General features: G+C 72.5%; 20 protein-coding genes. 15 read left to right on the top strand and 5 right to left on the bottom strand.

What is annotated here, in order from left to right; translation table 11 throughout:
* The first annotated feature begins 5 nt into the window (after positions 1-5).
* The gene (locus ACIPXC_RS29060; RefSeq protein WP_401624007.1) at positions 6-746 is read left to right on the top strand and encodes an SseB family protein; all 741 of its coding nucleotides are present in this window, start codon (positions 6-8) and stop codon (positions 744-746) included.
* Positions 747-823: 77 nt separating this feature from the next.
* Here the strand turns inward: ACIPXC_RS29060 and ACIPXC_RS29055 are convergent, their stop codons facing one another.
* A complete protein-coding gene (locus ACIPXC_RS29055; protein ID WP_030963249.1) occupies positions 824-1,207 on the bottom strand; it encodes a DUF1844 domain-containing protein in 384 nt (127 codons plus the stop codon).
* Between the two features lie 325 nt (positions 1,208-1,532).
* Here ACIPXC_RS29055 and infC point away from each other — a divergent pair, with 325 nt between their 5' ends.
* From infC to ACIPXC_RS29005, 10 genes are all read left to right on the top strand, one after another.
* Entirely contained in the window at positions 1,533-2,246 is a 714-nt protein-coding gene (gene infC, locus ACIPXC_RS29050) for a translation initiation factor IF-3 (RefSeq protein WP_401624004.1), read from the top strand.
* A gap of 104 nt (positions 2,247-2,350) precedes the next feature.
* On the top strand, positions 2,351-2,545 hold the full coding sequence (gene rpmI, locus ACIPXC_RS29045) for a 50S ribosomal protein L35 (protein WP_030012385.1): 195 nt from the start codon (positions 2,351-2,353) through the stop codon (positions 2,543-2,545).
* A 106-nt stretch (positions 2,546-2,651) separates the two neighbouring features.
* Entirely contained in the window at positions 2,652-3,038 is a 387-nt protein-coding gene (gene rplT / locus ACIPXC_RS29040; RefSeq protein ID WP_007263143.1) for a 50S ribosomal protein L20, read from the top strand.
* Between the two features lie 328 nt (positions 3,039-3,366).
* Positions 3,367-4,227: a TrmH family RNA methyltransferase gene (locus ACIPXC_RS29035; protein ID WP_401624002.1), complete on the top strand. Its 861-nt coding sequence runs from the start codon at positions 3,367-3,369 to the stop codon at positions 4,225-4,227.
* Positions 4,228-4,284: 57 nt separating this feature from the next.
* Positions 4,285-5,544, top strand: a complete 1,260-nt coding sequence (locus ACIPXC_RS29030; RefSeq protein ID WP_401624000.1) for an ATP-binding protein — start codon at positions 4,285-4,287, stop codon at positions 5,542-5,544.
* Positions 5,545-5,695: 151 nt separating this feature from the next.
* Positions 5,696-6,823, top strand: coding sequence for a phenylalanine--tRNA ligase subunit alpha (gene pheS / locus ACIPXC_RS29025; protein WP_183067647.1), 1,128 nt, complete (start codon positions 5,696-5,698; stop codon positions 6,821-6,823).
* Complete coding sequence (gene pheT, locus ACIPXC_RS29020; RefSeq protein WP_401623998.1) at positions 6,823-9,351, top strand: phenylalanine--tRNA ligase subunit beta; 2,529 nt, start codon at positions 6,823-6,825, stop codon at positions 9,349-9,351. The genes pheS and pheT overlap by 1 nt, the downstream gene beginning before the upstream one ends.
* Positions 9,352-9,503: 152 nt before the next feature.
* Positions 9,504-9,800, top strand: coding sequence for a hypothetical protein (locus ACIPXC_RS29015; RefSeq protein WP_401623996.1), 297 nt, complete (start codon positions 9,504-9,506; stop codon positions 9,798-9,800).
* Positions 9,801-10,211: 411 nt separating this feature from the next.
* Complete coding sequence (locus ACIPXC_RS29010) at positions 10,212-11,552, top strand: transcriptional regulator (protein WP_401623994.1); 1,341 nt, start codon at positions 10,212-10,214, stop codon at positions 11,550-11,552.
* A gap of 53 nt (positions 11,553-11,605) precedes the next feature.
* Positions 11,606-12,139: an NUDIX hydrolase gene (locus ACIPXC_RS29005; protein ID WP_401623992.1), complete on the top strand. Its 534-nt coding sequence runs from the start codon at positions 11,606-11,608 to the stop codon at positions 12,137-12,139.
* Positions 12,140-12,158: 19 nt separating this feature from the next.
* On the opposite strand, the gene ACIPXC_RS29000 is transcribed toward ACIPXC_RS29005, so the two are convergent.
* Positions 12,159-13,052, bottom strand: a complete 894-nt coding sequence (locus ACIPXC_RS29000) for a 3-hydroxybutyryl-CoA dehydrogenase (protein WP_401623990.1) — start codon at positions 13,050-13,052, stop codon at positions 12,159-12,161.
* Between the two features lie 139 nt (positions 13,053-13,191).
* Between ACIPXC_RS29000 and ACIPXC_RS28995 the strand changes: the two genes are divergently transcribed.
* Positions 13,192-14,433, top strand: a complete 1,242-nt coding sequence (locus ACIPXC_RS28995) for a glycoside hydrolase family 10 protein (protein ID WP_401623988.1) — start codon at positions 13,192-13,194, stop codon at positions 14,431-14,433.
* A 21-nt stretch (positions 14,434-14,454) separates the two neighbouring features.
* Here the strand turns inward: ACIPXC_RS28995 and ACIPXC_RS28990 are convergent, their stop codons facing one another.
* Positions 14,455-14,652 carry a DUF1918 domain-containing protein gene (locus ACIPXC_RS28990; protein ID WP_030656039.1) on the bottom strand — a complete coding sequence of 66 codons (198 nt, stop codon included), beginning with the start codon at positions 14,650-14,652 and terminating at the stop codon, positions 14,455-14,457.
* 33 nt (positions 14,653-14,685) lie between these two features.
* On the bottom strand, positions 14,686-15,615 hold the full coding sequence (locus ACIPXC_RS28985) for a DMT family transporter (RefSeq protein ID WP_401623986.1): 930 nt from the start codon (positions 15,613-15,615) through the stop codon (positions 14,686-14,688).
* On the opposite strand from ACIPXC_RS28985, the gene ACIPXC_RS28980 reads away from it, so the two are divergent.
* Positions 15,614-17,071 (top strand): PLP-dependent aminotransferase family protein, encoded by a 1,458-nt coding sequence (locus ACIPXC_RS28980; RefSeq protein WP_401623984.1) that lies wholly within the window; start codon positions 15,614-15,616, stop codon positions 17,069-17,071. The two genes, ACIPXC_RS28985 and ACIPXC_RS28980, sit on opposite strands and share 2 nt — an antisense overlap.
* Positions 17,072-17,103: 32 nt before the next feature.
* Positions 17,104-17,679, top strand: a complete 576-nt coding sequence (locus ACIPXC_RS28975) for a histidine phosphatase family protein (RefSeq protein WP_401623982.1) — start codon at positions 17,104-17,106, stop codon at positions 17,677-17,679.
* A gap of 364 nt (positions 17,680-18,043) precedes the next feature.
* Here the strand turns inward: ACIPXC_RS28975 and ACIPXC_RS28970 are convergent, their stop codons facing one another.
* On the bottom strand, positions 18,044-18,631 hold the full coding sequence (locus ACIPXC_RS28970) for a cysteine hydrolase family protein (protein WP_401623980.1): 588 nt from the start codon (positions 18,629-18,631) through the stop codon (positions 18,044-18,046).
* Positions 18,632-18,705: 74 nt separating this feature from the next.
* Here ACIPXC_RS28970 and ACIPXC_RS28965 point away from each other — a divergent pair, with 74 nt between their 5' ends.
* Positions 18,706-19,698, top strand: coding sequence for a GlxA family transcriptional regulator (locus ACIPXC_RS28965; protein WP_401623978.1), 993 nt, complete (start codon positions 18,706-18,708; stop codon positions 19,696-19,698).
* Positions 19,699-19,758 lie beyond the last annotated feature (60 nt).

Here is a 19,758-nt window from a genome sequence, read left to right as displayed (position 1 = left end):
CGAACATGGCGAACAAGAACATTCCCGACCCGGGCTTCTCCGACGACGACGGCTCCGCCGATCCCGAGCTGACCGCGGCCCTGGCCGCGTGGGCCGAGGACCGCACCCAGGAGCCGCGGGTCCTGGCCGCGCTCAAGGGCGCCCGGCTGCTGGTCCCGGTGGTCGCGATGCTCGGCGAGGTGGAGACCGACCCGGAGACCGGCCTCCAGCGGGAGAAGACCAGCGACATGGCCGTCCCGACCCTGCGGGCGGGCGACCGCCGGGCCCTGCCCGCCTTCACCTCGATCGCCTCGCTCGCGCTCTGGGACCCGGCCGCCCGGCCGGTGGCCGTCCCGCTGCACCAGGCCCTGGCGGCCGCCGCGCACGAGAAGGCCGACACCGTGGTGCTGGACCTGGCCGGCCCGGTCGCCTACCAGCTGACCGGTCCCGCGCTGCTCGCACTCGCCGAGGGCCGCACGGACACCGACCCGCTGGCCGACCCCGCCGTGCGGGAGGCCGTACGGGCCGTCGTGTCCGGCGAGCCGGCCGTACTGCGCGCCCACCTGGGCCCGGGCGGGGCGGACGCCGACGGCATCCTCGCGATCGTGCTGGCCGCCGACGCGCGGACGCCGGCCGCGGCCCGCCGCGTCGCGGAGGCCCTGGCGGCGGACACCACCCTGCGGGCCCGCCTGGTGCGCGGCCTGAACCTGGCGCTGCTGCCGGCGGACGCCCCGGTCCCGCCCGGCGAGCCGCTCTTCACCCGCTGAACGACGTAAGGAGGGGCGGGCCGTGGATCACGGCCCGCCCCTCCTTACGTCGTGCGCGGTACGAGACCGGCCGGGGATCAGCCGAAGACCGGGCCGGTGAACTTCTCGCCCGGGCCCTGGCCCGGCTCGTCCGGGACGATCGAGGCCTCACGGAAGGCCAGCTGCAGCGACTTCAGGCCGTCGCGCAGCGGGGCGGCGTGGAAGGAGCTGATCTCGGTGGCGCTCGCGGTGACCAGACCGGCGAGGGCCGTGATCAGCTTGCGGGCCTCGTCGAGGTCCTTGTGCTCGGAGTCCGGCTTGTCCAGACCCAGGTTGACCGCCGCGGCGCTCAGCAGGTGCACGGCCACCGTGGTGATCACCTCGACGGCGGGCACGTCCGCGATGTCGCGGGTCATGGCGTCGTAGTCGGGCGCGCCGTCGGCAGCGGAATCGGTGGGGGTGGAGGGTGTCGCGTCAGTCATGCGCCCCACGATATGCCGTGCGGCGGGCTTGCAACGCGGGTGCTAGTATGTACATCGACCGGCCGGATGCTGTGGTGTCCGGCCCACAAGTGGAGGCTCCGTTCTCCCACCTGACCGCCTTCCGGGGCGGCGGGTCACCGGTCAGGCGGCATCCATCGTTCCGTACGGACGATGGAAAGCCGCCCGAGTTTGCGCCCCGCGTCTCGCATGCGGCGGTGCTCCGGTCGTTTTGGAGCCCCTGCCTGTGCCCGGCGGGGCTTTTTTCATTCTCCCGCTGTGGTCGGTCTGACGGAAATACACGTCAGCGGCTGTCTGCCAGGCAGTCGTGTGGTGCTACCGAGGAGGATCCATCAGCACCGAGCCCCGCATCAACGACCGGATTCGCGTTCCCGAGGTACGACTCGTCGGTCCCAGCGGCGAGCAGGTCGGCATCGTGCCGCTTGCCAAGGCGCTTGAGCTCGCGCAGGAGTACGACCTCGACCTGGTCGAGGTCGCGGCGTCCGCACGCCCGCCGGTCTGCAAGCTCATGGACTACGGCAAGTTCAAGTACGAGTCGGCCATGAAGGCCCGTGAGGCGCGCAAGAACCAGGCGCACACGGTCATCAAGGAAATGAAGCTCCGGCCGAAGATCGACCCGCACGACTATGACACCAAGAAGGGTCACGTCGTTCGGTTCCTCAAGCAGGGCGACAAGGTCAAGATCACGATCATGTTCCGTGGTCGCGAGCAGTCCCGGCCGGAACTGGGCTACCGACTGCTGCAGCGTCTCGCTTCGGACGTCGAGGAGCTCGGCTTCATCGAGTCGAACCCGAAGCAGGACGGCCGAAACATGATCATGGTCCTCGGTCCGCACAAGAAGAAGACCGAGGCGATGGCCGAAGCCCGCGAGGCGCAGGCCGCCCGCAAGGCCGAGCGCCAGGGTGCCGCCGCTGCCGACGAGGCGACTCCTTCCAAGGAGGCCGCCCCGGTCGAGGCGACGGACGCCACGGATGCCAAGGTCACCGAGGCCGACGCCGGCGAGGCGAACGCCGAGGCCTGATTCCGAGGCACCTGTCTCGAATCACCTACACACCATGACGCTCCCACCAGCCGGTCCGGTCCGGACCGGCGCGGGAGCGCCACCGACGAGGAGATAACGGCGCCATGCCGAAGAACAAGACGCACAGCGGTACCAAGAAGCGCTTCAAGGTCACCGGCTCCGGCAAGGTGCTCCGCGAGCGCGCCGGCAAGCGCCACCTGCTCGAGCACAAGTCGTCCCGTGTCACCCGCCGCCTCACCGGCAACGCGGAGATGGCTCCCGGCGACGCCGCGAAGATCAAGAAGCTTCTCGGCATCTGACATCCACCGCTCCCCCTGCCGGGAGCGGATGCATGTCGAGACCGGGACCCCATCGAATTTCCGGGTCGTGTGAAGACACCCACGGCCCCGCTACAAGGAGTAAAAAGTGGCACGCGTCAAGCGGGCAGTAAACGCCCACAAGAAGCGCCGGGCGATCCTCGAGGCGGCCTCCGGCTACCGCGGTCAGCGTTCGCGCCTGTACCGCAAGGCCAAGGAGCAGGTCACCCACTCGCTGGTCTACAACTTCAACGACCGCAAGAAGCGCAAGGGCGACTTCCGTCAGCTGTGGATCCAGCGCATCAACGCCGCTGCCCGCCAGAACGGCATGACGTACAACCGCCTCATCCAGGGTCTGAAGGCCGCCAACATCGAGGTGGACCGCAAGATCCTCGCGGAGCTGGCCGTCAACGACGCCAACGCGTTCGCCGCGCTCGTCGAGGTCGCGCAGAAGGCGCTTCCGGCCGACGTCAACGCCCCCAAGGCCGCTGCCTAAGGGCTAGGGCGTGTTTCGAAAGTCCCGCCTGCCCCACGACGCCTGGTACGCACGCTCGCCGCGTTGTCGGGATCGTCCAAGTACGCCCAGTACGAGGACGACCCTCCGCCTTGCGATCGCACGCACCAGACGCCGCGGGGCCCGCCCTCCGGGCGGACGGCGCTACTTTCGAAACACGCCCTGGCCGGCCCGCGATCACGCAGCCGGCCCCCACGGACCCGCAGGCATTCGCCTGCGGGTCCGTGTGCTTTCGCCCCGCACCACGTCCGTTCCCGCGCCGGCCCCGTCCGCGCGCGCTCCGGCACCCCGAGAGAGAACCGCAGAGACCATGGGTACCCCCGCCGAGCTGATCTCCCCCCGATCCCCGCGGGTGGCCGCCGCCAGGCGACTGGCGCGGCGCAACTTCCGCACCAAGGAGCGGCGGTTCATCGCCGAGGGCCCCCAGGCGGTCCGCGAGGCCGTCGAGCACCGCGGCCCCACGGGTGCCTCCACCCTGATCGAGCTGTTCGCCACGGTCGAGGCCGCCGAGCGCTACTCCGAGATCATCGGCGCGGCCCTGGCCGCGGGCGCCCGCGTCCACTACGCCGGTGACGAGGTGCTCGCCGAGGTCTCCCAGACCGTCACCCCGCAGGGCCTCGTCGGCGTCTGCCAGTTCCTCGACTCGCCCTTCGAGGAGATCCTCGCGGCCGGGCCCAAGCTCGTCGCGGTCCTCGCGCACGTCCGCGACCCCGGCAACGCGGGTACGGTGCTGCGTTGCGCGGACGCCGCCGGCGCCGACGCGGTGGTGCTGACCGACGCCTCCGTGGACCTGTACAACCCCAAGTCCGTACGGGCCTCCGTGGGCTCCCTCTTCCACCTCCCGGTCGCCGTCGGCGTCCCGGTGGAGCAGGCCGTCGAGGGGCTGCGCGCGGCCGGCGTACGGATCCTGGCGGCCGACGGAGCCGGCGAGGACGACCTCGACGCCGAGCTGGACGCGGGCACCATGGGCGGCCCCTCCGCCTGGGTCTTCGGCAACGAGGCCTGGGGCCTGCCGGAGGAGACCAGGGCCCTCGCGGACGCCGTCGTGCGGGTCCCGATCCACGGGAAGGCGGAGAGTCTGAACCTTGCGACGGCCGCCGCCGTGTGCCTCTACGCATCCGCGCGTGCACAGCGGGCGCCCGGAGGGTGCCGCTCCGTGACCCCCAGCTAGTAGTGTGGCGGCCCGGAGGGGCCCACTGCGCTACTCGGAAATGTGGGGTACGGGGACATGATCGTCGGTACGAACAGCTCACCCGGAGCCGCTGACGCGGCCGAGGAGCGGTTCCGGGACGCCCCCGAACCCCCGGCCGCGGCCGTCGACGGGCTGTGCGGCGTACCGCCGCAGGCGGTGGACTCGGGCCGTGCGCGCGGCGCCCGGCCGCCGGTCCGGACCGACCGGGCGGACCGGGCGGACCGGGCGGCCGGCGAGGCCCCGGGCGGCGGCCTCGGCTTCGCGGTGGACCCCGACAGCCTGCCCGACGGGCTCGTCGTAGCCGACGACAGGGGCCGGGTGATCTGCTTCAACGCGGCCGCCGCCCGGATCACCCGGCTCGCACCGGAGCGGGCGCTCGGCGCCCCCATCGACCGGGCACTTCCGCTGGAGGACCTCGAAGGCCGTCGCTGGTGGGCGCTGACGGACCCGTACGGGGGGCTCGCCACCCGCCGCGGGCAGCCCGAGCGGAACCTGCTGCTCCCCGGCGGCCGCGAGGTGCTCGTCTCCGCGAGCTACATCCGTACCCACCCCACCGGCCCCGTGCGCCGACTCGTGGTCACCCTGCGCGGCACCGAGGCCCGCCGCCGCACCGAGCGCAGCCACGCCGAGCTGATCGCCACCGTCGCCCACGAGCTGCGCTCCCCGCTGACCTCCGTCAAGGGGTTCACCGCGACCCTGCTCGCCAAGTGGGAACGGTTCACGGACGACCAGAAGCGGCTGATGCTGGAGACCGTCGACGCCGACGCCAACCGGGTCACCCGCCTCATCGCGGAGCTCCTCGACATCTCGCGCATCGACTCCGGCCGGCTGGAGGTGCGCCGCCAGCCGGTCGACATCGCCACCGCGGTAGGCCGGCACGTACAGGCGCTCACCGCGAACGGCCAGGAACCCGAGCGCTTCCTCGTCAGCGTCAGCCGGCCGCTGCCCGACCTGTGGGCCGACCCGGACAAGATCGACCAGATCCTCGGCAACCTCCTCGAAAATGCGGTGCGCCACGGCGAAGGAACGGTCACCATCGGGGTATCGCCGCATGAGAAGGGAACCGCAGTCACTGTGTCCGACGAAGGCCCCGGAATTCCCGAGGAGTCGATGGCCCGCGTCTTCACCCGCTTCTGGCGGGGGAGCAAGCGCGGCGGCACCGGCCTGGGCCTGTACATCGTCAAGGGCATCGTGGAGGCGCACGGCGGCACCATCACGGTCGGCCGCGGACCCGGCGGCGGCGCCGAGTTCCGGTTCATCCTGCCCGTGAGCGCCCCGGCCTATCTCACGCAGTAGTCCTGCGGAGGTCCCGCGGGGCGGCCCACGGGCTCCTTTCACCCCCAGCGACCTTTAGAATCGTCCTTTGGCACCCTTGTGTCTCTGCTTCGATCGGTCTGATCGTGTCGTACGGGGACCCACCAGCCAGCCATCGGAAGTACGGGAAGAGATGTCGGCACCGAACAAGTCGTACGACCCTGTCGAGGTCGAGGCACTGAAACCGGAAGAGATCGAGCGCATGCGGGACGAGGCGCTCGCCGCCTTCGCGTCCGCCGGCGACCTCGACGCGCTGCGCGAGGCGAAGACCGCGCACATGGGCGACCGCTCGCCCCTGGCGCTCGCCAACCGCGAGATCGGCGCCCTGCCCCCGCAGGCCAAGGCCGACGCGGGCAAGCGTGTGGGCCAGGCCCGCGGCGCCGTGAACAAGGCCTTCGGGGCCCGCACCGTGGAGCTTGAGGCCGAGCGGGACGAGCGGGTGCTGGTCGAGGAGGCGGTGGATGTCACGCTGCCGTACGACCGGACGCCCGCCGGCGCCCGCCACCCCCTGACCACGCTGATGGACCGCGTCGCGGACATCTTCGTCGCCATGGGCTACGAGGTCGCGGAGGGTCCCGAGGTCGAGGCGGAGTGGTTCAACTTCGACGCCCTCAACTTCACGCCCGACCACCCGGCGCGCCAGATGCAGGACACCTTCTTCGTCAAGGGGCCCGAGGGCACCGAGGGCGACGAGTCCGGCGTCGTACTGCGCACCCACACCTCCCCGGTGCAGGCGCGCTCGCTGCTGGAGCGCAAGCCCCCCGTCTACATTGTCTGCCCGGGCCGCGTGTACCGCACCGACGAGCTCGACGCGACGCACACCCCGGTCTTCCACCAGGTCGAGCTGCTCGCCGTGGACGAGGGCCTGACCATGGCGGACCTGCGCGGCACCATCGACCACATGGTCAAGGAGCTGTTCGGCGAGGAGACCACCACCCGGCTGCGCCCGCACTTCTTCCCGTTCACCGAGCCGTCCGCCGAGATGGACATGCAGTGCTACGTGTGCCGCGGCGAGTCGGTGGGCAACCCCGACCGGCCGTGCCGCACCTGCTCCAGCGAGGGCTGGATCGAGCTCGGTGGCTGCGGCATGGTCAACCCCAAGGTGCTGACCGCCTGCGGTGTGGACCCGGAGAAGTACAGCGGGTTCGCCTTCGGCTTCGGCATCGAGCGGATGCTGATGTTCCGTCACAACGTTGAAGACATGCGAGACATGGTCGAGGGTGACGTTCGTTTCACCCGGCCCTTCGGGATGGAGATCTGATGCGGGTCCCGCTTTCGTGGCTGCGGGAGTACGTCGACCTCCCCGCCGGTGAATCCGGTCGCGACGTCGCGGCCAAGCTCGTCGACGCCGGCCTGGAGGTCGAGACGGTCGAGCAGCTCGGCGCCGGGCTCAAGGGCCCCCTCGTCGTCGGCCAGGTGCTGACCATCGAGGAGCTGGAGGGCTTCCGCAAGCCGATCCGGTTCTGCACCGTCGACGTCGGCACCGCCAACGGCACCGGGGAGCCGCAGGAGATCGTCTGCGGCGCCCGGAACTTCTCCGTCGGCGACAAGGTCGTCGTGGTCCTGCCCGGCGCCGTCCTGCCCGGTGACTTCGCGATCGCCGCGCGCAAGACGTACGGCAAGACCTCGCACGGCATGATCTGCTCCGGCGAGGAGCTCGGCATGGGCGACGACGGCACGCACGGCATCATCGTGCTGCCGCCGGAGCACGAGACCGGCACCGACGCGGTCGAGCTGCTCCAGCTCGTCGACGAGGTGCTGCACATCGACGTCACCCCGGACCGCGGCTACTGCATGTCCCTGCGCGGCATCGCCCGCGAGGTGGCCACCGCCTACGGCCTGCCGCTGCGCGACCCGGCACTGCTCGACGTGCCCGGACCGAACTCGTACGGCTACCCGGTCAAGATCGACGACCCGGCCGGCTGCGACCGCTTCACCGCCCGCACCGTCACCGGTCTCGACCCCGAGGCCCGCTCCCCGATCTGGCTCCAGCGCCGCCTGCAGAAGGCGGGCATGCGCCCGATCTCGCTCGCCGTCGACATCACCAACTACGTGATGCTCGAACTGGGCCAGCCGCTGCACGCCTACGACCGCTCGCGGATCGACGGCACCATCGGCGTCCGCCGCGCCGAGCAGGGCGAGAAGTTCACCACCCTCGACGGCGTCAAGCGCACGCTCGACGCCGAGGACCTGGTGATCACCGACAACAGCGGGCCGATCGGTCTCGCCGGTGTCATGGGCGGCGCCAACACCGAGATCGCCGACTCCGTCACCGACCCGGAGACCGGCGCGGTCACCGGCACCACCGACGTGGTCATCGAGGCCGCGCACTTCGACTCCGTGTCGATCTCGCGCACCGCCCGCCGCATGAAGCTCTCCTCCGAGGCCTCCAAGCGCTTCGAGCGGGGCGTCGACCCGCTGGCCGCCGCCGCGGCCGCGCAGCGCACCGTCGACCTGCTCGTGCTCCTCGCGGGCGGTACCGCCGAGGCCGGCGTCACCGAGGTCATCGCCCCGGGCGCGCCGCGCACCATCGCGATGGCCGCGGACCACCCGGACCGGGTCGCGGGCATGGACTACGGCCGCGAGACCGTCGTGCGCCGCCTCCAGGAGATCGGCTGCGACGTCTACGGCCAGGACGAGCTCGTCGTGACGCTGCCCTCGTGGCGGCCCGACCTCGCCGCGCCCAACGACCTCGCCGAAGAGGTCATCCGGCTGGAGGGTTACGGCAACCTCCCGTCGACCCTTCCGCAGGTGCCCTCCGGCCGCGGCCTGACCGCACGCCAGCAGCTGCACCGCCGGGTCGGACGCGCGCTGGCCGGCGCCGGCTACGTCGAGGCGCTCAGCTACCCGTTCCTCGGCGAGGACGTCTTCGACCAGCTCCAGCTGCCCGCGCACGACGCCACCCGCCAGGTCGTCAAGCTGGTCAACCCGCTCTCCGACGAGGAGCCGGCGCTGCGCACCACGCTGCTGCCGGGTCTGCTCGGCGCACTGCGCCGCAACGACAGCCGGGGCAGTCACGACCTCGCGCTCTTCGAGACCGGTTCGGTCTTCCGGGCCGCCGCCCAGCCGGGTGTCGCCGTACGGCTGCCCGTCGACCGGCGTCCCACCGACGAGGAGATCGCCACCCTGGACGCGGCGCTGCCCGCGCAGCCGCGGTACGCCGCGGTCGTGCTGGCCGGTGCCCGCGAGCAGGCCGGCTGGTGGGGCAGGGGCCGCCCGGCCGACTGGGCGGACGCCGTCCAGGCCGCCCGCGCGCTGGCCGTCGAGGCCGGCACCGAGCTCGTCGTCCGCCAGGGCCAGTACGGCCCGTGGCACCCGGGCCGCTGCGCCGAGCTGGTCGTCACCGTCGGCGGTGTGGAGCAGGTCATCGGCCACGCCGGTGAGCTGCACCCGCGCGTGGTCAAGGCCATGGGCCTGCCGGCCCGCACCAGCGCGATGGAGCTCGATCTGGACCGCCTCGCGGCGGCCGGCGGCGATGCCGTCCAGGCGCCCCGGATCTCCTCCTTCCCGGTGGCGACCCAGGACGTCGCGCTGATCGTGGACGCGTCCGTCCCGGCGTCCTCGGTGGAGGCCGCGCTGCGCAAGGGCGCGGGTGAACTCCTGGAGTCGCTGCGCCTGTTCGACGTCTTCACCGGTGAGCAGGTCGGCGAGGGCAAGAAGTCCCTGGCGTACGCGCTGCGCTTCCGCGCGGCCGACCGGACGCTGACCGCCGAGGAGTCCACGGCCGCGCGCGACGCGGCGGTGGCGCTCGCCGGCGAGCGGACCGGGGCGGTGCTCCGGGGCGCGTAGCCGTACGGTCCTCGGACCCGTTCGAGGCCTGGTGAGGGGCCTGTCCGCCGGCGGACAGGCCCCTCACTCGTTCGGGTGAGAAGCTCCGCGGCCCATGTCGGGGGCCGCCGTCCGGTCGACACAATCGACCCGGCCGGAGGGGAGTCCTGCGGATGATCACGCGCAGGGAGAGGACCCGGGTCCGCCGGGTGTGCGTCGCCGCCTGGGGCGGTGCCGCGGTGTCCTGGGAGCCGGCCACTCCGGGGCTGCTGGTGCCGAGCCTGGCCACGTGCGCCGCGTTCCTGCTGCCGGCCACCGGGTGTGCGTTGCACATCCGGCGCGGGCTGCCGGCCGAGCTGCGCCGGTCGCAGGAGATCGCGGGCGCCGTGCAGCGGGCCCTGCTGCGGCACACCGGCGGGAGACTCACCGACGATGTCGCCCTGCTGGTGCTCCGCAACGACCGGCACTGACCACGCACGCCGGGCCCGGTGGATGGGCCCGGCGCGCGTCCGGTCCGGTCCGCCGCCGGGGCCCGGCGACCAACCGGGCGCCGGCGGAACCGGAAGGCGCCGCCCGCCTGCCATGGAGTGTCGGGCAGACAGCAGGACGGGCGGCGCGGTGACGGGTCGTCGCACTGTACGAGGGGGAGCCGACGACCCGAGCTCCTCTTGGCGAGGGTCTTCAGTCAAGCGCCTCCAGGGGTCCGTGCGGCAGAGTGCGGAACGCATTTATGCGCGTACTCACTTCACACCCTGTGTGAATCGAGTGCAGTACACCCTGTGTGAATCGAGTGCAGCACAGCCTGTGTGAATCGGATGCGGTACACCCCGGGTGAACCGCGCACCCACTAGCCTGATACCGAAGAGCTCCGGGAGCGGCCCATGCAGCCCAATGTCCTGCTCGACGCCCTCCTCGCCGAGGCGGGCATGTCCCACGCCGGGCTCGCCGCCCACGTGAACCAGGCGGGGCGCACGCGCGGGCTGGCCCTTCGCTACGAACACACCGCCGTGACCAGGTGGTTGAAGGGGCAGCGGCCGCGCGGCCAGGTCCCCGACCTGATCTGCGAGGTGCTGGGCGGCCGGCTGCGGCGGCCCGTCGGGCTGGACGACATCGGCCTCGGGGTGCCGGACGGGCCGGTCTCCCCGCACGCCTCCCCGCTCAGCGGGTTCGTGGACCGGGCCGCCGCCCTGTGGCGCTCCGACGGCCAGGCCCGGCCCCAACTGCTCACCGCCGAGGCGGTCACCGGCACCCCGGCCGTCATCCCGGTCTGGGAATGGGAGAACCCGCCCGAGGACGTCGACGTCTCCCGTGAGGGGCCCGTGCGCATCGGTCCCGAGCACGTCGAGATGCTGAAGGCCGCTCGCGTCCACTACGAGCTGATGTACCGCCGGGCCGGCGGCATGGCCACCCGTGACCGGATCGTCCGCTTCCTCGGTACCGAGACCGCGCCGCTGCTGCGCGGGAGTTACCCCGACGACCTCGGCCGACGGCTGCACCGGGCCACCGGCTCCCTGGTGGCGGTGGCGGGGATCTGCGCCTACGACTCGGACGCGCACGGGCTGGCCCAGCGCTACTTCCATCAGGCGCTGCGGCTGGCCAAGGCGAGCGGGGACCGGGGGCTCGGGGCGTATGTGATCGCCCTGATCGTCAACCAGTCCCTGCACCTGAGGGAGTACCGCCAGGCGGTCGCCTTCGCCGAGGCCGCGCTGCGCGCAGCGGGCAGGCACACCACCCCGGCGCTCGCCGCCGACCTGTACGCCATGCAGGCCAAGGCGTACGCCCAACTCGGCGACGCGCAGGCCGCGCTGGCGTGCATCCGGGGTGCCGAGGCGGCCGCCGCGCGGATCCGCCCGGGCAGCGAACCGGACGAGACCGGCTATGTGCAGCCCGGCCTGGTCAACGTGCAGGTCGCCGAGGCCCTGCTCAGTCTGGGGGATCTGGAAGCCGCTCGGGTCCAGGCGGCCGCCGCCGTCGGCACCCCCGCGCACGACCGCGGCCGGGTGCACCGGCTGGCGATGCTCTGCGAGATCCAGCTCCGGCAGGGGGAGGCGGACCGGGCCGCGGCGGGCGCGGCCGAGATGGCCGAGCGGGCCCGGGGGATGGAGTCGCTGCGGCTGCGCGACCGCCTGTGGGCGGTCCGTGAACAGCTTCTGACCAGCGGTTGTTCGGACGCGCAGGAGACGGTGCGGCTCATCGACGGGGCATTGCGCGTTCCGCTGTGACAGGCCGGCTGCTGCGATGTGTGCCACCTACTCGAACGGAAGGTGGCACAGCCGTGCAGTGGACGAACCTGAGTGAGCAGACTGTGTACAAGAACCGCTGGTTCGATGTGAATCTCGCCGATGTGGAACTTCCCGACGGCCGGCACCTGGACCACTTCGTGATCCGGCTGCGTCCGGTGGCGGTGGCCACGGCCGTCAACGAGGCCAACGAGGTGCTGCTGCTCTGGCGGCACCGCTTCATCACCGACAGCTGGGGCTGGGAACTGCCCGCGGGGGTGGTCGAGGACGGTGAGGACGTCGCCGCCGCCGCGGCCCGCGAGATGGAGGAGGAGTCGGGCTGGCGGCCCGGCCCCCTCCACCACCTGATGACCGTCGAGCCCTCCAACGGTCTGACCGACGCCCGGCACCACCTGTACTGGGCGGACGGGGCCACCTACACCGGCCACCCCGAGGACGACTTCGAGTCCTCGCGCCGGGAGTGGGTCCCCCTGGGGCTCGTGCCGGACATGATCGCGGACGGGGAGATCCCGGCCGCCAACATGGCGGCCGGGCTGCTCCTGCTGCACCACCTGCGGCTCGGCAGGTAGGTGCGGCCCACCCGGGGGGTCAGCCGTACGGGTAGAAGCCCGCGCCCGTCTTGCGGCCCAGCCGGCCGGCGTCGACCATCCGCTGGAGCAGCGGGGGAGCGGCGTACAGCGGCTCCTTGTACTCGGCGTACATCGAGTCGGCGATCGAGGCGATGGTGTCCAGACCGATGAGGTCGGACAGCTTCAGCGGGCCCATCGGGTGGGCGCAGCCCAGCTCCATGCCGTTGTCGATGTCCTCCCGGCTCGCGATGCCCGACTCGAACATCCGGATCGCGGACAGCAGGTACGGGACGAGGAGGGCGTTGACGACGAAGCCGGAGCGGTCCTGGGCGCGGACCGCGTGCTTGCCGAGCACGTTCCGCACCAGGGCCTCCGCCCGCTTGATCGTCTCCTCGCCCGTGGTCAGCGCCGGGATCAGCTCGACGAGCTTCTGCACCGGGGCCGGGTTGAAGAAGTGGATGCCGATGACCTGGTCGGGCCGCGAGGTCGCGACGGCCAGCTTGACCAGCGGGATCGAGGAGGTGTTGGAGGCGAGGATCGCGTCCGGACGGGTGATCACCTGGTCGAGGACCTGGAAGATCTCCGTCTTGACCTGCTCGTTCTCGACGACCGCCTCGATGACGAGGTCGCGGTCGGCGAACTCGCCGAGGTCGGTGGTGAAGGTGAGGCGGGCCAGGGTGGCGTCCCGCTCCTCCTCAGTGATCTTGCCGCGCTCGGCGGCCTTGGTCAGGGAGTTCTGAAGCCGGGTACGGCCGATCTCCAGGGCTTCGCCGGTGGTCTCGGCGACCTTGACCTCAAGGCCGCTTCGGGCACACACCTCGGCGATACCCGCGCCCATCTGGCCACAGCCCACTACGCCGACGCGTGTGATGTCGGAAGGGAGGTCAGTCACTTCGTGCCTTTCGCAGCTCATCCGTCGGCGGGTCCCCCGTACGATTCCGGCGCCCGCCACGCCCCCCGACGTTACTCCCGACCTTGCGGGGCACGGCGGGCCGGGGCGGGCATGCTGGGCGGGCACCGCACATCGTCACTCAGCGAAACGGAGGCGTCACATGGCGCACATCGGCCGACGGGCACTGCTGGCAGGAGCGGCGGGGGTGATCGCCGCCGCGACGGGGGGGCCGGCGTTCGCCGGGCCGCGCGGGTCCGGCCCGCTCCCCGCGGGGGGCGCCGGCACCCCCGAGTTCCGGGGGATGTGGATCGCGACCGTCTCGAACGTGGACTGGCCCTCGCGCAGCGGGCTGTCCGCCGCGACCCAGCGCAGGGAGCTCCTCGCCCTGCTCGACACCGCCGTCCGCCGACGGCTCAACGCCGTGATCCTCCAGGTCCGGCCAGCCGCCGACGCGCTGTGGCCGTCCCCGTTCGAGCCCTGGTCGCAGTGGCTGACCGGACAGCAGGGGGCCGATCCGGGCTGGGACCCCCTCGGTACGGCCGTCGCCGAGGCGCACGCCCGGGGTCTGGAGCTGCACGCGTGGTTCAACCCGTACCGGGTGGCCAACCACACGGACTTCGACCGGCTGGTGCCCGAGCACCCGGCGCGGCAGGACGGCTGGACGGTCGAGTACGGCGGGAAGCTCTACTACAACCCCGGGCTGCCCGAGGTGCGCCGGTTCGTGCAGGAGGCCATGCTCGACGCGGTGACCCGCTACCCGCTGGACGCGGTCCACTGGGACGACTACTTCTACCCCTATCCGGTCGCGGGCGAGTACTTCGACGACGACGACGCCTACGAGGAGTACGGCGGCGGCTTCTCGTCGCGGGCGGCCTGGCGCCGCGGCAACACCGACACCCTGGTGCGCGAGATGTCCCAGCGGCTGCGCGCCCTGCGGCCCGCGATCAGGTTCGGCATCAGCCCCTTCGGGATCTGGCGCAACTCCGACCGGGACCCGGCCGGCTCGAAGACCCGGGGCCTGTCGGCGTACGACGACCTGTACGCGGACACCCGCAAGTGGGTCCGCCAGGGCTGGATCGACTACGTCGTGCCGCAGGCCTACTGGCACATCGGACATCCGACGGCCGACTACGCGGCGCTCGTCCCCTGGTGGGCCGGGACCGTCGCCGGCACCGGTGTGGACCTGTACGTGGGGGAGGGTCTGTACCGCTGCGACGCGGACAGTCCCACCGCGGCCTGGCGGGATCCGGCGGAACTGTCCCGGCACGTGCGGTTCGCCCGCGGATACCCGGAGGTCCGCGGCCACGTCTACTTCTCGGCGAAGCAGGTGGCCGCGGACCCCAACGGGGCGATGGCACGCGTGGTCGCCGACCACTACGGCTCCGTCGTGCCGCCGCGGTGACTCAGTACCTGTCGATGCCCGTCAGTGCCTGGGCTCTGCGGGGTGGCGGACCACGCAGTCGGGTCCGGGAGCCATCAGCGCTTCGTGTCCGTCCTGGAAGCGGACCCGGTACGGGGGCGTCCCGTTCTCGCCGAGCACCTGGGTGATCTCGCCCACCTTGTCGGGTTGTCCGACGATCCTGCCGTGCTGCACCAGCTGGTCGCCCTCGGTAGCTCGCATGTCTGACCTCCTCGGTGGCGCTCCGATCCGGTGCTAGCAGTTTAGGTCGTTCCGGGGATGTTTGACCCGTTGGGTCACCACGATGCAGACGAGAACCGCGCAGGCCGCAGCCGGTGCCGCGGGGGCGAGGTGCTCCCCGAGCAGCGCCACGGACCAGACCAGGGTCAGCAGCGGCTGCGCGAGCTGGAGCTGGCTGGCCCGGGGCGCCCCGATCTCGGCCATGCCGCGGTACCAGACGTACAGGCCGAGGAAGGTCGAGCCGGCCGCCGCCCAGACCAGCCCGGCCAGGCCGTGGCCGGTGAGGTGCACCGGTTCGTACGCGAGCCCGAGCACCGAGCCGGCCACGCTGAGCGGCAGGCACAGCACCAGGGCCCAGCCGATCACCTGCCAGCCCGGCAGGACGCGGGCGAGCCGCCCGCCCTCGGTGTACCCGGCCGCGCACACCAGCAGCGCGGCGAACAGGTAGGCGTCACCGGCGGAGAGGGAGCCGCCGCTCTGCGTCAGGGTGAAGCCGAGCACCACCGCGGCCCCGGCCACGGCGGCGGCCCAGAACGCCCGCGGGGGCCGGGCGCCGGTGCGCAGTGTGGACAGCGCGGCCGTGGTCAGCGGCAGCAGGCCGACGACGACGGCGGCGTGCGAGGTGGTGGACGTCCGCAGGGCCAGGGTCGTCAGCAGCGGGAAGCCGACGACCACTCCGCCGGCGACGACGGCGAGCCCCGCCCAGTGCTCGCGGGCCGGCGGAGCGACCCTGCGGGCCAGCAGGAAGGCGCACGCGATCGCTGCCGCCAGGACGCTGCGCAGGGCCACGAGCGACCACGGGCCGAAGCTCTCCAGGCCCCAGGCGGTGGCGGGGAAGGTCAGCGAGAAGGCGACGACGCCGAGCGAGGCGAGAGCCGTACCCCGCGGCAGCGGATTCTTCACCGCTATCGCATCCGGGAGAGTAGCGCTATTCTGTCCTGTCATGTATGAGCGTAGCAGTGTCGCGGAACTGGTAGATTCGCTGAGGTCCGAACTGAACCGCTACTCGGTAGGTGGAAAGCTGCCGCCGAGTCGGGCCCTGGTCGAGCGCTATCGGGTCAGTCCCGTCACCGTCTCCCGGGCCCTGGCCCAGCTCGCCGCCGAGGGTCTCGTCGTCACCAGGCCCGGAGCCGGCGTCTTCCGCGCCGCGCCCCGTACGCCGCTGCCGGCGGCCGGGGACACCTCCTGGCAGGAGGTCGCCCTCAGTGCCGAGGGGGCCGGTGACATCGTCCCGCGCTCGGTGGACGCCTCCGGGGTGCTGGCCTGCCTGGCCGCGCCACCGCCGTCGGTGATCGCCCTCAACAGCGGGTACCTGCACGCCTCCATCCAGCCCGAGCGGGCCATGGCCGCCGCGCTCGCCCGGGCCGGGCGGCGCCCCGGGGCCTGGGACCGGCCGCCCATGGAGGGGCTGCCCGAGCTGCGCGACTGGTTCGCCCGCGAGATCGGCGGCGCGGTCGCGGCCGCCGACGTCCTGGTGACCGCGGGCGGGCAGAGCGCGCTGACCACCGCCCTGCGGGCGCTGGCCCCGCCCGGGGCGCCGATCCTCGTGGAGTCCCCGACCTACCCCGGGCTGCTGGCCATCGCCCGCGCCTCCGGCTGCCGGCCGGTGCCCGTGCCGGTGGACGCCGACGGGGTCCGGCCGGAACTGCTGGCCGCCGCCTTCGAGGCGACCGGGGCGCGGGTGTTCGTGTGCCAGCCGCTCTTCCAGAACCCCACCGGCGCCGTCCTGGCGCCCGGGCGGCGCTCGGAGGTGCTGCGGATCGCGCGGGCCGCCGGGGCCTTCGTGGTCGAGGACGACTACGCCCGCGCACTGGGCCACGACGACTCCGGGCCGCTGCCCGCGACCCTGGCCGCAGAGGACCACGACGGTGTCGTCGTGCACGTCAGGTCCCTGACCAAGGCCACCTCGCCCAGCCTGCGGGTCGGTGCGCTGGCCGGCCGCGGCCCCGTGGTGGAGCGGCTGCGCGCCGTCCAGGTCGTGGACAGCTTCTTCGTGCCCCGGCCGCTGCAGGAGGCGGCCCTGGAACTGGTCGGCGCGCCCGCCTGGCCGCGCCACCTGCGCACGGTGGCCGCCGAACTGCGCCACCGCCGCGACGTGCTCGCCGGCGCGCTGCGGCGGGAGCTGCCCGGCCTGACCGTGCCCCATCCCCCCTCCGGCGGCTACCAGTTGTGGGCCAGGATGGCCGGGGGCGGCGACGACGCGTCCTTCGCGGCCGCGGCCCTGCGCGCCGGTGTCGCGGTGGCTCCCGGCCGCCCCTACTTCTGCGCCGAACCGCCCGCTCCGCACGTCCGGCTGAGCTTCGCCGGGGTCTCCGGACCGGGCGAACTGGTCGAGGCCGTGCAGCGGCTGAGGGCGGGCCTGGGCGAGGAGCCGGGCAGCGGCCTGAGCCTGGACGCTTGACCCGCCGCCACCGCGCGGCCCACCATCACCAGATGCATGTTCGGGTCTCGCTCGTCGCCGCAGCCCGCAGTTCCTCGCTGCTCGCCGAGCGCTTCGACGACGACCGCCCGCTGGACGGAGCCGGCTGGCGGTCGGTGGAGTCCGCCGCGCAGGGCCTCGTACCCCTGGCGGCCGCCGAGTTGCGCTACTGCTCGCCCACCCCGCGCAGCCGGGCCACCGGCGAGGCCCTCGGGTACGCGCCCCTGGCCCAGCCGGCGCTGCGCGAGTGCGACATGGGCCGCTGGCGCGGGCTGACCCTCGGCGAGGTGGCCGCGCAGGAGCCCGACGCGATCGACCAGTGGCTCAGCGACCCGCTGGCCGCCCCGCACGGAGGAGAGTCGCTGCTCGCCTTCATCGCGCGGATCGGCGGCTGGCTCGACACCCGGCCGGCCGAGGACGGCGGCGCGATCGTGGCGGTGGCGGAGCCCTCGGTGGTCCGCGCCGCTCTCGTCTACGCCCTGCAGGCGCCCCCGCTGACCTACTGGAACGTGGACGTCCGGCCGTTGTCGACGATGACCCTGACCGGCTGCCCCGGCCAGTGGCACCTCTGCCTGCAGGCCCCGGCGTGAACGACCGGCGCCCAGCCCGGCGCGCCCGGTCCGGCCCGGGCCTGAGCGGGCCGCGCCCCGCCGTCCCGTCGGCGGCGCTCCCGGTACGGCACCGGACGGTCCGGTGCCGTCCGACTCCGCGACCGGCTCCCGGCGCCACCGGCGGATTCGCCGCCCGGCGCGGACCTTTTCCTGCTAGCCATCTTCCGGAGGGCGCGCGTCGCGCCCCCGTCCCCGTGCGCGCTGAGACTGAGCGGCCGAGTTGGCCCCTAAGCGCTTGAGCTGCTCGCGGCGCGCGACGTTTGGAGGTGGCACGGCCAAGGTGCGGTCATGGCCGGCGGTTCGGGCGTTCGTCAAAGGTGGCCCGCGCCCCTGGTCCGGGGTGTCAGGGGCGGACGGCGGCCACCAGCTCGCCGGTCGTCACCACCCGGGCGAAGCCCCCGCCGTGCAGCGAGACGGCACTCGCTCGGACCAGTTCGTCGGCCGTCAAATGCCAGCCGTTCGGTCCAGTCAGGTCGAAGGTGTGGGTGGCGTCGAGGGCGACCAGCACGTCGTAACCGAGATTGCCGCCTACGCGGGCGGTGGTCTCCACGCACATGTTGGTCTGGATACCGGCCAGTACGACCTGGGTAATGCCGGCCTCCTTGAACCAGTCGTCCAGGTCGGGGGTGCCGTAGAACGCCGAGTTCACGGACTTGGTGACGAGTAGCTCCGGCCCGCCGCCCTTGCCGCGCCGCTCCTCGACGTAGTCCTTGAAATCGTTTCCCTCGTACCCGGTCCGCAGCGGCGAGCCGGGCTTGTTCGAGTCGTGTCGTACGAAGACGACCGGCCGGTCCGTGTCCTGCCAGGCCGCGATCAACGAGGCGATGTTCTGGTCGGAGGCCGGGTTGTTGCGCGGGCCCCAGAACTCCGACTCGTCGAAGCCCTTCTGCACGTCCACCACTACCAGCGCCGCGTTCTGTGTGATCTCCATGTCCACGATCCTGCCGCCCTGGTGGGCCCTGCCACAGGAGGAGAAAAGACAGCGATCGATGTTTTACTGCCAGGATGATCCGACCCGCACCGGCACACCGCATCGCACTGATCACCTTCCCTGGCATCCGGGCCTTCGATGTCTCGGTGATCACCGAGGTGTGGGGTACGGACCGCACCGACCGCGGGGCCCCCGGGTTCGAGCTGCGCCGCGTAGCCGCAGGCCCCGAACCTGTACCGATGCGCGGCGGGCTCACCCTCACGCCGGACCGCACCCTCGCCTGGCTCCCCCGCGCCGAGCTGATCCTCGTACCGGGCTTGGACGACCACATCACCCCAGCACCCGAGCCCGTCCTCGCAGCGCTACGCAGAGCCCATGCCCGAGGCACCACCATCGCCGCTCTGTGTGGCGGCGCGTTCACACTCGCCCAGGCGGGACTGCTGGACGGCCGCCGGGCGCTGACCCACTGGGCACTGACCGACCTACTGAAGACCCGACACCCACAGGTGCGGGTCGAGCGGGACGCCCTGTTCGTCGAGGACGGCAATCTGTGGACAGCCGCCGGCACCGCCGCCGGCATCGACCTGTGCCTGCATCTGGTGCGCGCCACACACGGCGCAGAAGCAGCTGCGACAGTCGCCCGCTCCATGGTCACCGCACCCTTCCGGACCGGCACCCAGGCCCAATTCATCGAACATCCGACACCGCACGCCGACCGTGCCGCAGACGCACTGGCCGAGGTGCGCGCCTTTGCCCTGGCCCATCTCGACGAGCCACTCACCGTTGCCGCGCTTGCCGCCCGCGCCAGGATGTCGCCCCGTTCCTTCGCCCGACACTTCGCCGCAGCCACCGGAACCACCCCGCTGCGCTGGCTTGTCGACCACCGCATCGCAACGGCCCAGAAACTCCTGGAGCGCACCGACCTGCCCATGCCCGAGGTCGCCCGCCGATCCGGTTTCGGCAGCGAAGTCACCATGCGCCAGCACTTCACAGCCCGTCTGGCGACCAGCCCACGCGCCTACCGCACCTCGTTCGCCGAACAACCGCCCTCTGCACAGAGCCATTGATTCCGGGCCAACGACAACGCTCACCCGGGCCAACTGTCGCGCTCAAGTGCCAGGTAGTGC

It is taken from the genome of Streptomyces sp. NPDC090021, assembly GCF_044748225.1.
Taxonomy (GTDB): domain Bacteria; phylum Actinomycetota; class Actinomycetes; order Streptomycetales; family Streptomycetaceae; genus Streptomyces.
The sequence above is the reverse complement of the archived record's forward strand: the minus strand, read 5'-3'. Positions and strand labels throughout refer to the sequence as shown.

What these genes read in the sequence shown, in the direction of transcription:
- ACIPXC_RS29000 (WP_401623990.1), bottom strand. Translation starts at nt 13,052, where the DNA reads ATGAGCTGCGAAAGGCACGAAGTGACTGACCTCCCTTCCGACATCACA.
- ACIPXC_RS29010 (WP_401623994.1), top strand. Translation starts at nt 10,212, where the DNA reads ATGCAGCCCAATGTCCTGCTCGACGCCCTCCTCGCCGAGGCGGGCATG.
- ACIPXC_RS29030 (WP_401624000.1), top strand. Translation starts at nt 4,285, where the DNA reads ATGATCGTCGGTACGAACAGCTCACCCGGAGCCGCTGACGCGGCCGAG.
- ACIPXC_RS28970 (WP_401623980.1), bottom strand. Translation starts at nt 18,631, where the DNA reads ATGGAGATCACACAGAACGCGGCGCTGGTAGTGGTGGACGTGCAGAAG.
- pheT (WP_401623998.1), top strand. Translation starts at nt 6,823, where the DNA reads ATGCGGGTCCCGCTTTCGTGGCTGCGGGAGTACGTCGACCTCCCCGCC.
- ACIPXC_RS28985 (WP_401623986.1), bottom strand. Translation starts at nt 15,615, where the DNA reads ATGACAGGACAGAATAGCGCTACTCTCCCGGATGCGATAGCGGTGAAG.
- ACIPXC_RS28975 (WP_401623982.1), top strand. Translation starts at nt 17,104, where the DNA reads ATGCATGTTCGGGTCTCGCTCGTCGCCGCAGCCCGCAGTTCCTCGCTG.
- ACIPXC_RS29055 (WP_030963249.1), bottom strand. Translation starts at nt 1,207, where the DNA reads ATGACTGACGCGACACCCTCCACCCCCACCGATTCCGCTGCCGACGGC.
- ACIPXC_RS28965 (WP_401623978.1), top strand. Translation starts at nt 18,706, where the DNA reads ATGATCCGACCCGCACCGGCACACCGCATCGCACTGATCACCTTCCCT.
- ACIPXC_RS28990 (WP_030656039.1), bottom strand. Translation starts at nt 14,652, where the DNA reads ATGCGAGCTACCGAGGGCGACCAGCTGGTGCAGCACGGCAGGATCGTC.
- pheS (WP_183067647.1), top strand. Translation starts at nt 5,696, where the DNA reads ATGTCGGCACCGAACAAGTCGTACGACCCTGTCGAGGTCGAGGCACTG.
- rpmI (WP_030012385.1), top strand. Translation starts at nt 2,351, where the DNA reads ATGCCGAAGAACAAGACGCACAGCGGTACCAAGAAGCGCTTCAAGGTC.
- ACIPXC_RS29035 (WP_401624002.1), top strand. Translation starts at nt 3,367, where the DNA reads ATGGGTACCCCCGCCGAGCTGATCTCCCCCCGATCCCCGCGGGTGGCC.
- ACIPXC_RS28980 (WP_401623984.1), top strand. Translation starts at nt 15,614, where the DNA reads ATGTATGAGCGTAGCAGTGTCGCGGAACTGGTAGATTCGCTGAGGTCC.
- ACIPXC_RS29060 (WP_401624007.1), top strand. Translation starts at nt 6, where the DNA reads ATGGCGAACAAGAACATTCCCGACCCGGGCTTCTCCGACGACGACGGC.
- ACIPXC_RS28995 (WP_401623988.1), top strand. Translation starts at nt 13,192, where the DNA reads ATGGCGCACATCGGCCGACGGGCACTGCTGGCAGGAGCGGCGGGGGTG.
- ACIPXC_RS29015 (WP_401623996.1), top strand. Translation starts at nt 9,504, where the DNA reads ATGATCACGCGCAGGGAGAGGACCCGGGTCCGCCGGGTGTGCGTCGCC.